This is a genomic window from Arthrobacter sp. efr-133-R2A-63, from assembly GCF_030209795.1.
Classification (GTDB): Bacteria; Actinomycetota; Actinomycetes; order Actinomycetales; family Micrococcaceae; genus Arthrobacter; species Arthrobacter bambusae_A.
On record NZ_JARVRG010000017.1, the window covers coordinates 200,372 to 218,194 of the forward strand.

General features: G+C 65.2%; 12 protein-coding genes. 7 read left to right on the top strand and 5 right to left on the bottom strand.

From position 1 onward, the window contains the following. Genes nrfD through fdh form a run of 3 tightly spaced genes read right to left on the bottom strand, consistent with a single transcriptional unit; the run spans position 1 to position 4,990 of the window. Positions 1-933, bottom strand: a complete 933-nt coding sequence (gene nrfD, locus QRN45_RS09070) for an NrfD/PsrC family molybdoenzyme membrane anchor subunit (protein ID WP_284763040.1) — start codon at positions 931-933, stop codon at positions 1-3. Then, the gene (locus QRN45_RS09075) at positions 930-1,748 is read right to left on the bottom strand and encodes a 4Fe-4S dicluster domain-containing protein (protein WP_241708595.1); all 819 of its coding nucleotides are present in this window, start codon (positions 1,746-1,748) and stop codon (positions 930-932) included. Before QRN45_RS09075 ends, nrfD begins: the two co-directional genes overlap by 4 nt. Then, the gene (fdh, locus tag QRN45_RS09080) at positions 1,745-4,990 is read right to left on the bottom strand and encodes a formate dehydrogenase (protein ID WP_284763041.1); all 3,246 of its coding nucleotides are present in this window, start codon (positions 4,988-4,990) and stop codon (positions 1,745-1,747) included. Before fdh ends, QRN45_RS09075 begins: the two co-directional genes overlap by 4 nt. Before the next feature lie 293 nt (positions 4,991-5,283). On the opposite strand from fdh, the gene QRN45_RS09085 reads away from it, so the two are divergent. From QRN45_RS09085 to QRN45_RS09095, 3 genes are all read left to right on the top strand, one after another. After that, positions 5,284-6,339, top strand: a complete 1,056-nt coding sequence (locus QRN45_RS09085) for a zinc-dependent alcohol dehydrogenase family protein (protein WP_241708599.1) — start codon at positions 5,284-5,286, stop codon at positions 6,337-6,339. A gap of 112 nt (positions 6,340-6,451) precedes the next feature. Continuing rightward, positions 6,452-8,320, top strand: a complete 1,869-nt coding sequence (locus QRN45_RS09090) for a glycoside hydrolase family 15 protein (RefSeq protein WP_241708601.1) — start codon at positions 6,452-6,454, stop codon at positions 8,318-8,320. Positions 8,321-8,337: 17 nt separating this feature from the next. Then, positions 8,338-9,336 carry a zinc-dependent alcohol dehydrogenase family protein gene (locus QRN45_RS09095; protein ID WP_284763042.1) on the top strand — a complete coding sequence of 333 codons (999 nt, stop codon included), beginning with the start codon at positions 8,338-8,340 and terminating at the stop codon, positions 9,334-9,336. Between the two features lie 176 nt (positions 9,337-9,512). On the opposite strand, the gene QRN45_RS09100 is transcribed toward QRN45_RS09095, so the two are convergent. Further along, positions 9,513-9,875 (bottom strand): SPW repeat protein, encoded by a 363-nt coding sequence (locus QRN45_RS09100; protein ID WP_078105154.1) that lies wholly within the window; start codon positions 9,873-9,875, stop codon positions 9,513-9,515. A gap of 394 nt (positions 9,876-10,269) precedes the next feature. Here QRN45_RS09100 and QRN45_RS09105 point away from each other — a divergent pair, with 394 nt between their 5' ends. From QRN45_RS09105 to QRN45_RS09120, 4 genes are all read left to right on the top strand, one after another. Further along, the gene (locus QRN45_RS09105; protein ID WP_078105155.1) at positions 10,270-11,490 is read left to right on the top strand and encodes a sugar ABC transporter substrate-binding protein; all 1,221 of its coding nucleotides are present in this window, start codon (positions 10,270-10,272) and stop codon (positions 11,488-11,490) included. A gap of 7 nt (positions 11,491-11,497) precedes the next feature. Then, a complete protein-coding gene (locus QRN45_RS09110; protein WP_264636371.1) occupies positions 11,498-13,615 on the top strand; it encodes an ABC transporter permease subunit in 2,118 nt (705 codons plus the stop codon). A gap of 136 nt (positions 13,616-13,751) precedes the next feature. Then, on the top strand, positions 13,752-14,228 hold the full coding sequence (locus QRN45_RS09115) for an SRPBCC family protein (protein WP_241708609.1): 477 nt from the start codon (positions 13,752-13,754) through the stop codon (positions 14,226-14,228). 17 nt (positions 14,229-14,245) lie between these two features. Then, positions 14,246-15,160: an SDR family oxidoreductase gene (locus tag QRN45_RS09120; protein ID WP_502870705.1), complete on the top strand. Its 915-nt coding sequence runs from the start codon at positions 14,246-14,248 to the stop codon at positions 15,158-15,160. Here QRN45_RS09120 and QRN45_RS09125 read toward each other — a convergent pair. After that, on the bottom strand, positions 15,157-17,652 hold the full coding sequence (locus QRN45_RS09125) for an ATP-dependent Clp protease ATP-binding subunit (RefSeq protein ID WP_284763045.1): 2,496 nt from the start codon (positions 17,650-17,652) through the stop codon (positions 15,157-15,159). The two genes, QRN45_RS09120 and QRN45_RS09125, sit on opposite strands and share 4 nt — an antisense overlap. Positions 17,653-17,823 lie beyond the last annotated feature (171 nt).

Below are 17,823 nucleotides of genomic sequence, written 5' to 3' on the forward strand. Positions count from 1 at the left end.
CTATGCGCCCGCTGCTTCGCGCTGTCGGGCGGCCTCGTCGGCACGTTCCCGCTGCGGTACCACGACGTATTTGGGATCGAGGGTCGAGGCTACACCGGCTTCGAACACCCCGAAGCGAAGCAGCGCCGATCCGGCAGCGACAGCAAGTCCGCACATCGTGCTCACGAGGCGCGAATGCCGTCCGCCCAATGCGAGACCCACGGCGCCTCCCACGGTGAATGCCTTCGACAGCCGCAGTAGTGTCCCTGCGCGGCCCTGGTGCAATGTCTCGGCGGACAGCTTTCCGCTGCGTTCCATCTTCAGGCTCATCACCGTTTCCAGCACGGCACCGCCTACCGCCATGCGTCGGGCGGGAGCAGCCTCGGCCACAGGAGCCAGGGCAGCGGCAACGCCGCCAGCCGACGCCGCGGCGGAGCCTGCGAAGACGAAGGGCAGCGCCTCGTGGGCGTCGTGCCAGGTGGGTACGGCGGTATCGGCAAGCAGCACGCCGGTGTACGTGGCCACGGCAGCACCCGCCACCGCGGCACCGACTCCGCATGCGCGGCCGGCGCGAGGCAGGATGCCGAGGACATTGGATGCCGCACTCGCCCCAGCCAACGGACCATAGAGGGAAAGGATCCAGGAGCCCATGCTCATCGGCGAGGTCGGTTTCGCCACGCGCAGCATGTTCAGGAACCTCTCCGGGCGGCCAAGGTCATGCACGAGCGCCACCGCGGAGGCTGAGATCGCGGTCAGGGCCGTAAGCTTGGAGCGCCGCTCAAGGGACGGCCGGGCGCTGTACTGCGCACCGGCCGCGAGCATCGACGTCGCCCCTGCCAGGCCACCCGCGAAGATGTAGCCCGCGATGTCCACGGCGCTCCAGGTCGGTTTCTTGAGGATCGGCCGGCCATAGTAGGACGTGAACTCCTCAGTGGCAGCACGACGCGGGCTCAATTCCTGGCTCCCCAGAAAACGGCGACTGCGCCGAGCAACAGACCGGCGGCCGCACCCGCCGCACGCTTCCACATCACCGGCAGATCCCTCGTCGTCACCACGGGGTCAGGGGGCAGGCCGTAGGTCTCAGGCTCATCCAGCAACAGGAAGAATGCGCCGTCTCCGCCGACCCCGTCGTCGGGGTTGTGCCCGTACAACCTGGCGCCCTCTTCGCCCCGCTCGTGCAGCTCAGTCACGCGTGCATCGGCCCGTTCACGGAGCTCGTCGAGCTCACCGTACTGGATGGACTTCGTAGGGCAGGCTTTCGCGCAGGCAGGCTCCTCGCCGGCGCCGAGCCGGTCGTAGCACATCGTGCACTTGAATACCCTGCCGTCGCCCTGCCGCTGGTCGATCACACCGTACGGGCATGCTGAAACGCAGTAGCCGCAACCGTTGCAAATGTCCTGCTGGACGACGACGGTGCCGTGCTCGGTGCGGAAGAGGGCCCCTGTGGGGCATACGTCCAGGCAAGCGGCGTGTGTGCAGTGCTTGCACACATCCGAGGACATGAGCCACTTGACGCCATCATGCGCCGACGGGTCCGCCGCGGGAACCTGCTTCTCGATGAACGCCACATGCCGCCAGGAATCCGCACCCAACGCTGACGTGTTGTCGAACGATTCGCCTGTGAGTTCAAGCGATGTGTCCGCGGGAACGGAGTTCCACTCCTTGCACGCCACCTCACACGCCTTGCAGCCGATGCACAGGCTCGTATCGGTGAAGAAACCCTTGCGCGGGACTCCGATCGACGGCATTCCCAGTTGGGTAACGCTCATTTGGTGGCTCCTTGAACTCCGGTGTGCTCGTCAATGCCGGCCCGCAGGCGGTAAGTCTCAACAAGGGACAGCAGTGCCGGCCCGCGAGGGCGCCTGCCGGGGCGTATGTCGACGGTCAGCGCCTTGACCTCCTGGATGTGCACATTCGGATCCATGGCGATGGATGAGAGTTCGTTCATGGCATCCCCTCGTGACAGTCCGTTGGGCCCCCAGTGGTAGGGCATTCCAATCTGGTGGACAGTGCGTCCGTGCACCGTGAGCGGCTTCATCCGGTTCGTTACCAGTACGCGCGCCTCGATGGCGCCCCGGGCCGAGACGAGTGTTGCCCAGCCCTTGTGGTCCAATCCGCGCACGTCGGCCAACTCCGGCGAGACCTCGCAGAAGGGCTCCGGTTGGAGTTCCGCCAGGTAGGGCAGCCAGCGGGTCATTGTTCCCGCGGTGAAGTGCTCGGTCAGGCGGTAAGTCGTCAAGACGTAGGGGAAAACGTCGGCGCCGCGGTCCCGGCCGCTGGGGTGGTAGCGGTTTCCCTCGCGGGACATCAGCTTCCGCACCGGATTTCTTTGCTGGCTGTACAGCATGTTGTCGAAGGGCGACTCCTGAGGTTCGTAGTGAACCGGCATGGGTCCGTCCACCAGCCCCGCCGGAGTGTAGAGCCAGCCCTTCCCGTCTGCCTGCATGATGAAAGGATCGACGCCGGAAATCGCCTCCGTGCCCATGGCATCCTCATCGGGGCGGTAGGACGGCGGTTTCGTCGGCTCGAAGTCCGGCACGTCGTCGCCGGTCCATTGTCCGGCATCCTCGTCCCACCAGATGAGCTTCTTACGCTCACTCCACGGCCGGCCCTCAGGGTCGGCGGAGGCCCGGTTGTAAAGCTCCCGGCGGTTGGCGGGCCACGCCCATCCCCACTCCCTGCTCGAGATGCTCTGCTCTGTGTGAGGCTTGCGGCGCGCGGCCTGGTTGACGCCGTTGGCCCGGCACCCGCAGTAGATCCAGCAACCGCACGACGTCGATCCGTCGTCTTTCAACTCGGTGTAGGCCGAGAGCGGAGTTCCGTCGGCCTTGCTCCCGTTGATCTCGGCAAGAACGGCGTCCGAGTCAGGCTCCGCGTGGGTTCCGATCGTCGGGTAGTTCCACGTCAGGTCCAAGACCGGCTGGTCGGCCGGATCATCCGAAGCCGCGAGCATCGCACGCACGCGGTTGCCCAGGTGCCACATGAACCACAAGTCACTGCGCCGGTCCGCTTCCGGCTCCACTGCCTGTTCGCGCCACTGCAACAGCCGGTTGGTGTTGGTGAAGCTACCGGCTTTTTCCGTGTGGGCGGCAGCGGGGAAGAAAAAGACTTCGGTGGCGATGTCTTCGGTCCGCATCTGTCCGGTGGCGATCTCCGGACCGTCTTTCCACCAGGTGGCACTTTCGATGAGGGAGAAATCGCGCACCACGAGCCAGTCGAGCTTGGACATGCCTTCGCGTTGTAAATGTGCGTTGGCCGAGCCGACGGCGGGATTCTCGCCCATGAGGAAATAGCCCTTGCAGATTCCGTCCAGCTGGGCGGCAACCGTGTCATAGGTGCTGTGACTCCCCGTGATGCGGGGCAGATAGTCGAAGCAGAAGTCGTTCTCGGCAGTCGCGGCATCCCCCCACCAGGCCTTGAGCAAGCTGACGGTGTAGGCGCGCATGTTGGCCCAGAAGCCGCGCTCCGCGGAGTCGGCCTCGACGTATCCGTCCAGGTCGATGTGTTGCTGGGCGTGCGGCATCGGCAGGTACCCGGGCAACAGGTCGAAAAGCGTCGGGATGTCGCTGGAGCCCTGGATGCTCGCGTGGCCCCGCAGCGCCATGATTCCGCCCCCGGGCCGGCCGATGTTCCCGAGCAGCAACTGCAGGACCGAGGCGGCACGGATGTATTGCACGCCCGTGGTGTGTTGGGTCCAGCCGACGGCGTATGCGAAAGCGGTGGTGCGATCGCGCCCGGAATTGGCCGTGATTGTTTCGGCCACCTCGCTGACCAGATCCTGTGGCACGCCGCAGATCTGTTCGACCATCTCTGGTGTGTACCGGGCGTAATGCCGGCGGAGCGTCTGGAACACGCACCGCGGGTCCTGCAGCGTTTCGTCCCTCCGCCAGTGTCCACGCAGCGAGGGGCCGCCGGAACCGTGGGAGTGCGCGTGCCCGGACTCCCCCAGAGGGCTTCCCCCCTCCTGGGATTGCGATTCCCTCTCACCGGACGAAGCCGCAACGTTGGCGCCCTCGTACTGCCAGCTCTCGGGGTCGTAAGACGGCCCCGAGGGGTTGAACCCGGAGAACAGGCCATCGAGCTCTTCCGTGTCCTGGAAATCGTCCCGCAGGATCGTGGCCGCGTTCGTGTAGTTGACAACATACTCGCGGAAGTACGCCTCGTGGGTGAGCACCCAGTTGATCAAACCGCCAAGGAACGCGATATCGGTGCCGGCGCGGATCGGCACGAAGGTATCGGCCAGGGCACTCGTCCGGGAGAAGCGCGGGTCCACGTGGATGATTTTCGCACCGCGTTCCTTGGCTTCCATCACCCACTGGAAGCCCACAGGATGGGCTTCAGCGAAGTTGGAGCCCTGGATGACGATGCAGTCCGCCCGTTGAAGGTCCTGCAGGTAGGTCGTCGACCCGCCGCGCCCGAAGCTCGTGCCGAGGCCGGCGACGGTGGAGCTGTGGCATACCCTCGCCTGGTTTTCGACTTGGACTATTCCCAGCGACGTGAACAACTTCTTGATGAGGTAGTTCTCTTCGTTGTCCAGCGTCGCACCGCCCAGGCTCGCGATTCCGAGGGTGCGGCGGGTACGCACGCCGTCGCTTTCCCACTCCCACGTCCGACGCCGTGTATCGACAACCCGCTGAGCGACCATGTCCATCGCCGTATCAAGATCCAGCCGTTCCCAGCCGGCACCGTGGGGACGGCGGTAGAGCACGTGCTTCTCCCGTGATTCGCCGGTGGTCAGCTGCAGCGACGCAGACCCTTTGGGGCACAAGCGGCCGCGGCTGATGGGCGAGTCCGGGTTGCCCTCGATCTGGATGACCTTCCCGTCTTTGACGTAGACGTTTTGTGCACAGCCAACGGCGCAATACGGGCAAACCGAGGGAACAACCCGGTCCGCAGTTGCAATCCGGGCGGTGAGTCTTTCGGTCGCCGGCGACTTGGCAGCGTGATGGCGACCGGTGGGATCGTGTTCGAGGAGCTGACGCAGAACGGGCCATTGCAACGGATTCGCCATCGGGCACCTCCAGGTCGTCGGGCTGCCGCCGCATGACCTCGGTCACACGGGTGTCACGAGGACGATAGTAGCCCGGTCATCTTCGGGTGGGAACCCACCGGCTTGATCAAAAGCACCTGGGGCTTGTTCGCCAAAGCGCGGGCAATCACAACCCGCTGCTTCTGTCCTCCGGTACCGATTGAACCCGGTAGCGATGGAGAGCGGCACGACGCCTGGCTACCGGCCAGTACAGGACCATGGGCGCGGCGGGATAGACTCGATTCAAGCCCAACAACCACCATTTGAGGAGCCCCATGCGCGCCACCATCATCCACGGTCCCGGCGACATCCGTGTTGAAGACCGTAACTACCCCACGGTCCAGCTGCCCACCGACGTCGTCGTCAAAGTCACTGCCTCCTGCGTCTGCGGATCGGACCTGTGGCCGTACCGCGGCGTCAAGCCCACCCACCAGCCTTCGGCCATTGGACACGAATTCATCGGCACGGTGGAAAGCATCGGCGACGACGTCACCACCCTGGCGGTAGGCGACTTCGTCATTGCTCCCTTCCTGGTCAGTTGTGGCGCGTGCCCGCAGTGCTTGGGCGGCGTCACGGTTGCCTGCGACCATTTGGCGGGTTGGGGCGGCAAAGACGACAGCGGGCACGCGATCGACGGCGGCCAGGGCCAGGCGGTGCGCGTACCGCTCGCCGAATCCACCCTCGTCAAGGTCCCCGGCGTCACGGAACCAGACGACGCGCTCCGCGCGAGCTTGCTGACGCTCTCCGACGTGATGGCCACCGGCCACCACGCAGCCCTTGCGGCGAAGGTCGGCCCCGGCAGGACCGTCGTCGTGGTCGGCGACGGCGCGGTGGGACTCTGCGGCGTGCTCGCAGCGAAGCGGCTCGGAGCCGAACGAATCATCGCGATGTCCCGGCACGCCGACCGACAGGCGATTGCCCTCGAGTTCGGGGCCACGGACATCGTCTCCGAGCGCGGCGAGGAAGGCGTAGCCAAGGTCCGCGAGTTGCTCGGAGGGGTCCTGGCCGACTCGGTGCTGGAGTGCGTCGGAACCAAGGAATCCATGGAACAGGCATTGCACAGTGTCCGCCCGGGCGGTGCCCTCGGCTTCGTTGGTGTCCCGACGGGCGGAGCCGAAGCCCCGCTGCGCTACTTGTTCGACACGAACATCTCGATCGCCGGCGGCATGGCACCGGCGCGCACGTACATCCCCGAACTGCTCGCGGACGTGCTTGACGGCAAGATCAATCCGGGCCGCGTCTTCGACACCGTGATGCCGCTCGAGGAAGCACCCGAGGCCTACCGCGCCATGGACGAACGGCGCTCCATCAAGGTCCTCCTCACGCCCTGAGGTCGCGGCCTGAACCCGCGGTTTCTTGGTGCCGGCGGACTGTGGCGTGCGCGCGGGATCGGCGAGAGAATCCATATAGGAAGCCTCGCCTGAACCCAAAGGAGTGAACACGATGATCACTGGTGCCGAGGCACGCCCGGTGGTTAGGCAGGATGGATATTTGCCCATCGAGGATCATGGACTCATTGGCGACGGGTCCACGTGCGCCTTGGTGGGGCGGGACGGCGCAATGACCTGGCTTTGCCTGCCGGAATTCGACAGTCCCCCGTTCCTGGCCGGCATCCTTGACGCCGAGTCGGGCGGCCGTTTCGAAATAGCCCCTCTCCGCACTCTGGCATCCTCCCAGCGCTATACCGAGGATTCCTGCGTGCTGGTCACGTCCCTCGTATCCGATCGCGGCGTGCTGCAGGTGACGGACGGACTGACGCTGCGTGCCGGCGCCGAGCTATCGGAGCCGGTGCCGGCTGGCCGTTCCGAACTCCTGCGGCACGCGAGGGCCGTGGGCGGGGACGTCCCGCTGCGCATCAGCCTGGTACCGAAGGCCGGTGTCACTTTTGACACCTTGGCCACCGGCTGGCGGTTTGATTGGCGGAAGGACGGAGTCCAGGAGGTCTACCTGTGGTCTTCAGTTGAACTCATGCCCGACGGTCGCGGCCTATCCGCCGAGATGACGCTTCGCGCGGGAGAAACGCTGACCATGGTCCTGCATTGGTCGGGTCGGTTCCGGCTCCGTCAGCATCCGGAGAGCAAAAAGCTCATTGACCAGACCGTCTATGCCTGGCGCCGGTGGGCATCAAACCTGGATTGCGAAGGCTCCCAAGCGGAGCTGATGAAGCGTTCGGCCCTGACGCTGAAGATGCTGGATCACGCCGAGACGGGAGCCATCCTCGCGGCCGCCACCTCGTCCCTGCCTGAGTGGCCCGGCACGTCGCGGAACTGGGACTACCGGTACACGTGGGTGCGCGACGCGTCCTTCTCCAACTACGTGTTCCGGCGCATTGGCGATCCCAGTGATGCGGACGTCTTCCTGGCCTGGGTCCTGACCAACGTTGAGCGGGACGGTATCCCGCACGTCATGTACGCCCTCGACGGCTCCCAGCCGCCCGACGAGGTGCAGGACCCGCAGCTGCGGGGATACCGGGACTCGGCCCCGGTGAGGTGGGGAAACGGTGCCCGGCACCAACTCCAGCACGATGTGTACGGAGAAATCGTCGACATCGCCTACCAGTGGTCCGGCAGCGGGAAGCGGGTCGATGAGCGGCTCTGGGCGGCATTGGTCCCGATCGTGGAAATGGCCATCAGGAGTTGGCGGGTTCCGGACTCCGGGCCGTGGGAAATCAGGGACAAGAGCAGACCCTTCACCTACTCGGCGGCACTGTGCTACGTCGCGATCGACCGCGCCATCCAGATCGCGCGCAGGGACGGGCTTCCCTACCCCAAGCGCCGGTGGGAGGCCACGGCCCGGCGGATCCGGCAGGCTGCCTTGACGCAATCCTGGGACCCCCGGCGTCGCACCTTTACCGAGAATCTGGGCGGCAGCGGCGGCCTGGACGCGTCCTTGTTGACCCTACCCGTCCGCAACGTCATCGAATTCGACGATCCGCGGATGGTGTCCACCACAAAAGCGATAGCGGCAGAGCTCGACGCCGGCAACGGGCTTTTGTTCCGCTACCTGCCAGAGGTTTCTCCCGACGGTTTGCCCGGAAGCGAAGGGGCGTTCCTCCTCTGCAGCTTCTGGCTGGTGGACAACCTGGCCGGTCAAGGGCGGGTGGATGAAGCCCATGAACTCTACGAATCCCTCTGCAGACGCGCGAATCCGCTGGGCCTGCTGCCTGAGCAGATCCACCCGGACACCGGCGAGTTCCTCGGGAACTTCCCGCAGGCGTTCAGCCATGTGGGCGTGCTGGCCAGCGGCCTGCGCCTGCTGAAAGCGGAGCGGCGGGCCGCCAACGGGGACCCCGCCGCGCGGAATCAGAGTTAGCAGCGAGGGAGAACACGATGCGTGCATGGTGGGTCCGGGAACCAGGCCCGATGGAATCCCGGCCGCTGGTTTGGGGCGAACGGGCCGATCCGCGCCCGGGGCGGCGGGAACTCCTCGTCAGTGTCCGCGCCTGCGGTGTCTGCCGCACGGATCTGCACCTCGCCGAAGGCGACCTTGCGCCGCGGAGGCCGAACGTCGTACCGGGCCACGAAGCGGTGGGAACAGTCAGCGAGACCGGCGACGGGTGTGTGAGGTTCCGGCGCGGTGACAGGGTCGGAGTCGCATGGCTCGGGGGAACCTGCGGGAGCTGCGCGTATTGCCGCCGCGGCGACGAGAACCTCTGCCTCTCCCCTGTCTTCACCGGATGGGACAGGGACGGCGGCTATGCCGAACAACTCACGGTATCCGAAGATTTCGCCTATGCCATCCCGCCCCGGTTTTCGGACGAGCAGGCGGCCCCTCTATTGTGCTCCGGCATCATCGGGTACCGTGCGCTCAAACGGGCCGAGCTTCCGCCAGGTGGCCGGCTGGGCATCTATGGTTTCGGAGGCTCTGCCCATCTCACGGCACAGATGGCGCGCCACCAAGGGGCGCAGGTCTACGTGATGACCCGTTCGGAGTCCGCCCGTGAGCTGGCACGTGAACTGGGAGCGGTGTTTGTGGGCGACGCGTACGATTCCCCGCCGGTCCCACTCGACTCGGCAATACTTTTTGCTCCCGTGGGTGACCTTGTTCCTGTGGCACTCAAGGCGCTGGACCGGGGCGGGAGCCTTGCCATTGCGGGGATCCACCTCAGCGACATACCGCCTTTGAACTACTCCGCGGATCTCTTCCATGAGCGGCAGCTCCGTAGTGTTACCGCCAATACCCGGTCAGACGGCGAAGAGTTCTGGTCCCTCGCCGCGGACATCCCGCTGGCCCCCACCACGACGGCGTATCCGTTAGCCGAAGCCGACACGGCGTTGCAGGACCTGGCCAACGACCGGATAACCGGCGCTGCCGTCCTCATGGTCTGAGCCGCAGCTCCCTGGTCGGGCGGCCGTTTTGACGGCGGCATTCGCGGCGCCCGCCGTCGGGATACCTGCGCAGAGCAGCAAGCGGCCGGCGGGTCCGATGACGGCCCGCCGGCCGATGTTCCCGCTGTTCGGCGTTTCAGCACTTCAGCGTTTCAGCACCTGAGCGTTTCACCACGTCAGTGCGAAGGGCTGACCATGTGATGCCGGTGTTCCTCGGTGCTGGGTTTGATCGCCATCGCGGTGACGACGAGCGCCACCAGACCGGTGATCCAGGACGTCCAGGCGACGCCGGTTTGCATGGCATAGGAACCGAACCACGGAGACAGGAACAACAGGGCGCCAAAGGCTGCCTGGATCCACTCCATGACCGGGGTTCCGGGCATGGCCAGATTGATGACGCCGCTGATGACCAGCAATGCGCCGAACACGAGCATCAAGGCAGTCGAGCCGCCGGCCGCCTTGGTCCAGATGACCGATAGAACAGCGTAGAGCCCGGCAACTACCGTGACCCAATCCTGCCATCGCGTCCATTTCTTCATTGAACCCACCTCTGTGATGTGGACTGCATCCCGGGGTATCGGGCAGGTACTCCGGTATTGATGTAACAAAATCCGAGCCCGGCTGCTTCCCGGCATCCCGTCGTCGAATCCTGCCCCGCACGAAGCCTTGCTAAGCGCAGACTTCCGGTCTACAACGTAGTCATAGAGCAACATCGACGAACATGCCCGGCGTCGCCGCCATGTCCGTCCGGAGAGGACCCCGTGATATCGAGTCGCTGGTCATAAAGTCGCAGTCAGCCGAGTGCTGGCTCTTCGACGTCCGTTGGTGAGAACCGCCGTGGCCTCCGGCGTGGACCTGCGTCCGGCGCCAACGCCCAGGTTCCGGCCCGACCCCGCCAGGTCGCCTGCTGTCGAAACCAATGGAAGGAAAGAAATGTTAAACATGAAGGTCCCGGCACGAGGCGCCGGAACCGCCTTCATCGCAACCCTCGCTATCACGGCACTCGCCGCATGCTCGAGCACGAGCACATCGTCCACGTCGAGCGCCACGAGCTCCGGAGGAGCGGTGCCGCAGATCTCTGCGGATGCGTTCACAGCCGATTTCTCGGCCATGAAACAACTCACGTCCCTCGCATCCCAAGGCAAAGGGATGGTCGGGGTGCTGCTGCCGGACACCACCACCTCCGCGCGATACGTCACCTTCGATGCCCCCTACCTGAAGAAGGCATTCGAAGCCGCGGGACTCGACTCTTCCAAGTTCAAAATCGACAACGCTCAAGGCAGCGCAAGCACCATGCAGACGCAAGCCGAGGCTGACATCACGGCCGGGGCGTCCGTGCTGCTGGTCGACGCCCTCGACTCCGGATCGGGCGCAGCCATCGAGGCGGCCGCCAGCGCGCGCGGCGTCAAGGTGATCGACTATGACCGGCTCGTCAAAGGCGGGGCCAAGGACCGCACCTACGTAAGCTTCGACAACGTCAAGGTTGGCCAGCTGATCGGACAGGGCGAAGTCACGTGCATCGCGGACTGGAAAGTCACCAAACCAAACATCCTGGTCATGGATGGCGATCCGACCGACAACAACGCGAAACTGTTCGCCGAAGGCTATAACGGCGTGCTCAAGCCGCACTTCGACAATGGCGAGTACGTCAACGTAGGAGAGCCGGCAGGCACGTGGACGCCGTCGGTGGCACAGACCACGTTCGCCCAGCAATACACCGCCCACCCGAACATCAACGCGGTGGTCACGCCGAACGACGACAACGCCAACGCTGTGATCGCCTACCTGCAGAGCAAGCAGATCCCCGCCAAGACCTTCCCGACGACGGGACAGGATGCGTCGTTGTCCGGCCTGCAGAACATCCTGAAGGGCTACCAGTGCGGAACGGTGTACAAGCCGATCTACTTTGAGGCCCAGGCGGCCGCCGCAGCAGCCCTCTACCTGCGGGCGGGCGTGACCGTTCCATCGACCCTCGTGAACGGCAAGACCACAGACGACACCGCGAAGTCCGACGTCGCATCGGTCCTGCTGACCCCGCTGTGGGTGACCACGAAGAACATGGCGGACACGGTGGTCAAGGACGGTGCCGTGGCGACTTCTTCGCTGTGCATCTCGCAAGTGAAGGACGCGTGCACGGCGGCAGGTATCCAGTAGTTCGACGATGAGCGAGTTGGTAGCGCCGGGCCCCGCCGACGTCGGGCCCCTGCTTCGGCTGGAGGGCATCGACAAGAACTTCGGGCCGGTGCAGGCACTGGTCGACATCACCCTCGAGGTGCCGACCGGCAAGGTGACCGCCCTTGCCGGCGACAACGGCGCGGGCAAATCGGTGTTGATCAAATGCGTGGCCGGCATTCACGCTCCCGACGACGGGCAGCTGTTTTGGGAAAACCAACCCGTCCGGTTGAACTCGCCGCACGAAGCCGCAGCGCTCGGCATCGAGACCGTGTACCAGGACCTTGCACTGTGCGACAACCTCGACATCGTGCAGAATCTGTTCCTCGGCCGCGAACGCCTTCGCCATCTTCTCCTTGATGAAGAGAGCATGGAGATCGCGGCCCGGGAGACGCTCGCGAGCCTGGCCGTGACCACCGTGCGGTCGATCCGGCAACCCGTCGCGTCCCTGTCCGGCGGGCAACGCCAGTCCGTCGCCATCGCGAAGTCGGTGCTGTGGAACTCGAAGCTGGTCATCATGGACGAGCCCACCGCGGCACTCGGCGTCGCCCAGACGGAGGTTGTCCTTCACCTGATCCGCCAGCTCGCCGATCGCGGCGTCGCCGTCATCGTCGTCTCGCACAATATGAACGACGTGTTCGAAGTCGCGGACCGCATCGCCGTGCTCAGGCTCGGGCAGCTTGTGGCCATCCGACCTGTCGCGGAGATGGACCGGCAGATCGTGGTCGACCTGATGACCACGGGGTTCTCCGATCGGGCACGGCCGGAACTTGCGCCTCCATCGCCGTCGAACCGTCAGCTGACCGCCGCCAAGGGGCCCCTCCCCTCCGCGGCGGCGGTGCTCCAGGACGAGCCGACCACGGCTGCGGCCAAGCGGAAGGCCGCATTGGCGTTGAACCCGGACATCACCGCGACCTCGCTGCCCGATTACTTCCGCGCGGCGTTCGCTCGGGTCCGGGGCGGCGAGAGCGGAGTGCTGCCGGTTCTCGCGGGCCTGTTGCTGATCTCCGTGCTGTTCCAATCCCTGAACCCGAATTTCCTGACTCCCGGCAACTTGGTGAACCTGCTCATCCAAGGTTCGGTTTTCATGCTCTTGGCGATGGGCCAGGTTTTCGTGCTCCTGCTCGGCGAAATCGACCTGTCCATCGGGTATGTCGGCGGGGTGGGCGGCGTCATCATGGCCGAACTCGTCCAGGAGTCCACAGGCTGGCCCTGGTGGGCGGCGATCGCCGTCGGCTTGCTGAGCTGCGCCGGGATCGGACTGCTCCACGGGACGATCATCACCCGGCTCGGCCTGCCGTCGTTCGTCGTGACCCTCGGCGGCCAACTCGGCTGGCTTGGGGTGATGCTCATCATCCTCGGCAGCGGCGGCGTGGTGCCCATCAATGACACCGTCATCAACAACATCGCGAGCGGCAACCTCAGCCCGGTCACCAGCTGGATCCTCATGTTCGTCGTCGTCGGGGCGTTCAGCGCGTGGACATGGCTGCGGGACGCCCGCAGGCGCAATACCGGGCTCGTCGCGCCGCCTGCCAGCGTGAGCGCCTTGAAGATCGCAGCGGCGCTCGCCGCGGGCGTGGCCATCGTGTGGCTCTGCAATACCGACCGGGGCACCCTCGTGGAAATCAGCGGCGTGCCGTGGGTGCTCCTGGTGGTGCTCGGGGTCCTCGCCGCCTGGACGCTGTTGCTCGGGCGTACCCGGTTCGGCCGCTACGTCTACGCGATTGGCGGCAACGCCGAGGCCGCGCGGCGGGGAGGCGTGAACCTTGCGCGCATCCGTACCCTCGCCTTCATGCTCGCTTCCTTCACGGCGGGAATCGGCGGAATCGTCTACGCGTCGCGGCTCCGCTCCGTCTCGACGTCATACGACGGCGGCACGCTGGTGCTTTACGCGGTGGCGGCCGCAGTGATCGGCGGGACCAGCCTGTTCGGCGGGCGCGGCAAAGTGCTGCACGGGGTCCTGGGCGGGCTGGTGATCGCGACGATCGATAACGGCATGGGCCTGCAGGGCTACAGCGCACCGGCCAAGTACGTCGTCACCGCGCTGGTGCTCGTCGCGGCAGTGACGATCGACGCCGTCGCGCGCCGCGGGCGCTCCAGGACGTAACTGCCAAACCGGCTTGTGCCTGGCAACACTGGACGTGGATGGTCAGCAGGCTTAATGTTCAAGGGTGGCAGGCTTCCTCGAGGGACCGTTGGCCACCCCTGCGGCCTGTCCATGCAAGTCCAACGGAGGAGGAAAGATGCGAAAGGTTGAAGAAGCCATTGACGTGGATGTCCCTGTCCGTGCCGCTTACAACCAGTGGACGCAGTTTGAGTCGTTTCCCCGATTCATGTCCGGTGTGGAATCCGTAACCCAGTTGAGCGACACGACCAACCATTGGGTCACCAGGATAGGGGGCGTGGAACGGGAGTTCGACACGGAAATCGTCGACCAGGAACCCGACGACCGGATTGCTTGGCGCAGCATTGACGGTAAATCGCACGCCGGCATCATCAGGTTTTCGCCGCTGGACGCCAACCACACCCACGTCAAGGTCCATTTCGAGTGGGCGCCCGAAACCTTCATGGAGAAGGCCGGAGCCGCGCTCCAAGTAGACGAGATGCAGGTGAAGGCGGACCTGAAGAAGTTCAAGGAATTCATCGAGGCGCGTGGAGCCGAAACCGGAGGGTGGCGCGGCCAGGTGGAGGATCAAGGCCCCACAGGCACGCAACCGTGACGCCCTCCGAGTCAACGATGACCGACCTGGGACCAGTGCTTGTGGTCGGCGGTACCGGGATGCTCGGCAGCCAGGTGGTGTCCCGGCTGCTGGCGGGAGGTAAACAAGTCCGCGCCTTGGTGCGGCCCGGTTCGGATGCGGGCCGCCTCGAAGAACTGGGGGCCACGATCGTACGTGGCGACATGATGGACCCGGAATCGCTTGCGCACGCCATGGACGGCGTCGACGCGGTGATCACCTCAGCGGCCGGATACACCCACCATCGGGAGGGCGACACCCCTCTCACCGACACGGTGGGCAACATCAACCTCGTCGATGCGGCCAGCCGCGCCGGTACTCGCCGATTTGTCCTCACCAGCATCCTCACCTGCGATCAGACTCCGGATGTCCCGCACTTCTGGCACAAGAAGCTGACCGAGGACCGTCTGGAAGAACTCGGGGTCCCGTTCGTAGCCCTGCGTCCGGGCGCTTTCCTTGAGCAGATCACCCGCTTCGGCGACCCGTTCAGCGAGGGGCGGCTCATGTGGTTCGGGTCGTCCACGGTCCCCCTGACATACGTTCTTGCCAGTGACCTCGCCGGATACCTTGCAGCCGCAGTCGACGCAGGCGGCGTCGAGGGCCAACGCATCGACATCGGCTGGAACCGGCCGGTAACCATGCAGGACATCGCCGATATCTCCGGTCGGATGCTCGGCCGCCAGATCGAGCTCGTCCTGAACCCGGTCAGCCAGATGGGACCGGACTTCGGGGCGATGATGGAGTGGTTCCAGACCGGCCGCTATGTCGCCGACACCTCACGCCAGCGCGATGTCTTCGGCCCACCGCCGACCGCGGAGGACGCCGTCGCACGCTTGCTCGCGGGCCTCGGGCACAAGGTTGACTGGGAAAGGCCCGACGGCGGCAGGACGGGGCAGTCGGTCGACTCGTCCTAGCCCACGGCGGGCAGCGCATCCGGGATGCGTGGCTTGGCGTTGCCGGCGAACGTGAATTTGGCGTCGTCGCCTTCGCCGTCCACGTCGACCACCACGATGTCACCCGGGTGCAGTTCGCCGAAGAGGATCTTCTCGGAGAGCTGGTCCTCGATCTCGCGCTGGATGGTCCGGCGCAGCGGCCGCGCACCCATGGCGGGGTTGTATCCGCGGGTGGCCAGGAGGACCTTGGCGGCGTCCGTGAGCTCGATGCCCATGTCCTTGTCGGCCAAATGCTGCTCCAGCCGACGGATCATGAGGTCAACAATCTCGATGATCTCGTCCTGCGTGAGCTGCGGGAAGACAATCACGTCGTCAACACGGTTGAGGAACTCGGGACGGAATTGCTGCTTGAGCTCCTCGGTGACCCGGGCCCGCATCCGGTTGTAGCCGGTGGTGGTGTCCGTGCCGGACTGGAAGCCCGTCGCGACGCTCTTGGAGATGTCGCGGGTGCCCAGGTTGGTGGTCATGATGATCACCGTGTTCTTGAAGTCCACCACCCGGCCGTGGCTATCCGTCAGGCGGCCGTCCTCGAGGATCTGCAGCAGCGAGTTGAACAAGTCGGAGTGCGCCTTCTCCACTTCGTCGAACAGGACCACGGAGAACGGACGACGGCGGACCTTCTCGGTCAGCTGCCCGCCCTCGTCGTAGCCGACGTAGCCCGGAGGGGCACCGAAGAGACGCGACACGGAATGCTTCTCGGAGTACTCGGACATGTCCAGCGTGATGAGGGCCTCTTCGTCAGCGAAGAGGAACTCGGCCAGGGCCTTGGCGAGCTCGGTCTTGCCGACGCCGGTGGGGCCGGCGAAGATGAACGAGCCACCCGGACGCCTGGGGTCCTTCAGGCCCGCACGGGTGCGGCGAATGGCACGCGACACCGAGTTGATCGCCTCATTCTGCCCGATAACGCGCTTGTGGAGTTCCTCCTCCATCTTGAGGAGACGGCTGGATTCTTCCTCGGTGAGCTTGAAGACCGGGATGCCGGTGGAGTTCGCGAGAACTTCGGCGATCAGCTCCTCGTCTACCTCGGAGTGGCCTTCCGTGCCCCCGGACTTCCATCTCAGTTCCTTTTCCCTGCGTTCGGCGACGAGCTTTTGCTCCTTCATCCGCAGCGACGCGGCACCCTCGAAGTCCTGGGCGTCGATGGCCGATTCCTTCTCCATCTTCACCTCGGCGATGCGTGCGTCCATCGCTTTCAGCTCCGGCGGACGGGTCATCCGGCGGATGCGCAGCCGGGCGCCGGCTTCGTCGATCAGGTCGATCGCCTTGTCCGGCAGGAAGCGGTCCGAAACGTAACGCTCCGAGAGGCTCGCCGCGGCCGCCAGGGCGCCGTCGGTGATGGTCACCCGGTGGTGCGCCTCGTAACGGTCACGCAGGCCCTTGAGAATCTCGACCGTGTCGGCCACTGACGGTTCCTGGACCTGGATCGGCTGGAAGCGGCGCTCCAACGCGGCGTCCTTCTCGATGTGCTTGCGGTACTCGTCCAGTGTGGTGGCACCAATGGTCTGGAGTTCACCACGGGCCAGCAACGGCTTGAGGATGGACGCGGCATCGATCGCACCCTCGGCAGCGCCGGCACCCACGAGCGTGTGGATCTCGTCGATGAAGAGGATGATGTCGCCACGGGTGCGGATTTCCTTGAGGACCTTCTTCAGGCGCTCTTCGAAATCACCACGGTAGCGGGAACCAGCCACCACGGACCCCAAATCGAGCGTGTAAAGCTGCTTGTCTTTCAGGCTCTGGGGCACGTTGCCCCGGACGATCGCCTGGGCAAGGCCCTCGACGACGGCGGTCTTGCCCACGCCGGGCTCACCGATCAGCACGGGGTTGTTCTTGGTCCGGCGGGAGAGGACCTGCATGACGCGTTCCATCTCCAGCTCGCGGCCGATCACCGGATCGAGCTTGTTCTCCCGAGCGGCCTGGGTCAGGTTGCGGCCGAACTGGTCCAGCACCACCGAACCGGCCGGGGCCACCTCGGCCTGGCTCGGTCCTGCGACCATTCCGCTGGGGTCCTTACTCTCATAGCCGGAAAGCAAATGGATGACCTGCTGACGGACGCGGCCGAGATCGGCGCCAAGCTTGACGAGGACCTGCGCGGCAACGCCTTCACCCTCACGGATGAGGCCGAGCAGGATGTGCTCGGTGCCGATGTAGTTGTGGCCGAGCTGCAGGGCTTCCCGGAGTGCGAGTTCAAGCACCTTCTTGGCGCGCGGGGTGAACGGGATGTGGCCCGAAGGGGCCTGCCGGCCCTGGCCGATGATCTCCTGCACCTGCTCGCGGACGCCATCGAGCGAAATGCTCATGGACTCCAACGCCTTGGCGGCAACCCCCTCACCCTCCTGGATCAGACCCAAAAGGATGTGCTCGGTACCGATGTAGTTATGGTTGAGCATGCGTGCCTCTTCTTGGGCAAGCACAACAACGCGACGGGCACGGTCCGTAAATCTCTCAAACATTTCGCCACACTCCTGGCAGCCGCCTACCTTGATGCTACGTCGCGGAAGGCCTTCTTGGGGGATCGCCGGAGACAGAATTTTAGATACCGGGCCGGTTGCCTGCACGGCTCTTCTGCACAGACGGTCCAGACCGTGAAGAATGAAAACAATCACCAAGTAGAGGGAATTACC

Coding starts and splice junctions, on each gene's coding strand:
- QRN45_RS09075 (WP_241708595.1), bottom strand. CDS start 1,748: ATGAGCGTTACCCAACTGGGAATGCCGTCGATCGGAGTCCCGCGCAAG.
- fdh (WP_284763041.1), bottom strand. CDS start 4,990: ATGGCGAATCCGTTGCAATGGCCCGTTCTGCGTCAGCTCCTCGAACAC.
- QRN45_RS09085 (WP_241708599.1), top strand. CDS start 5,284: ATGCGCGCCACCATCATCCACGGTCCCGGCGACATCCGTGTTGAAGAC.
- QRN45_RS09090 (WP_241708601.1), top strand. CDS start 6,452: ATGATCACTGGTGCCGAGGCACGCCCGGTGGTTAGGCAGGATGGATAT.
- QRN45_RS09095 (WP_284763042.1), top strand. CDS start 8,338: ATGCGTGCATGGTGGGTCCGGGAACCAGGCCCGATGGAATCCCGGCCG.
- QRN45_RS09100 (WP_078105154.1), bottom strand. CDS start 9,875: ATGAAGAAATGGACGCGATGGCAGGATTGGGTCACGGTAGTTGCCGGG.
- QRN45_RS09105 (WP_078105155.1), top strand. CDS start 10,270: ATGTTAAACATGAAGGTCCCGGCACGAGGCGCCGGAACCGCCTTCATC.
- QRN45_RS09110 (WP_264636371.1), top strand. CDS start 11,498: ATGAGCGAGTTGGTAGCGCCGGGCCCCGCCGACGTCGGGCCCCTGCTT.
- QRN45_RS09115 (WP_241708609.1), top strand. CDS start 13,752: ATGCGAAAGGTTGAAGAAGCCATTGACGTGGATGTCCCTGTCCGTGCC.
- QRN45_RS09120 (WP_502870705.1), top strand. CDS start 14,246: ATGACCGACCTGGGACCAGTGCTTGTGGTCGGCGGTACCGGGATGCTC.
- QRN45_RS09125 (WP_284763045.1), bottom strand. CDS start 17,652: ATGTTTGAGAGATTTACGGACCGTGCCCGTCGCGTTGTTGTGCTTGCC.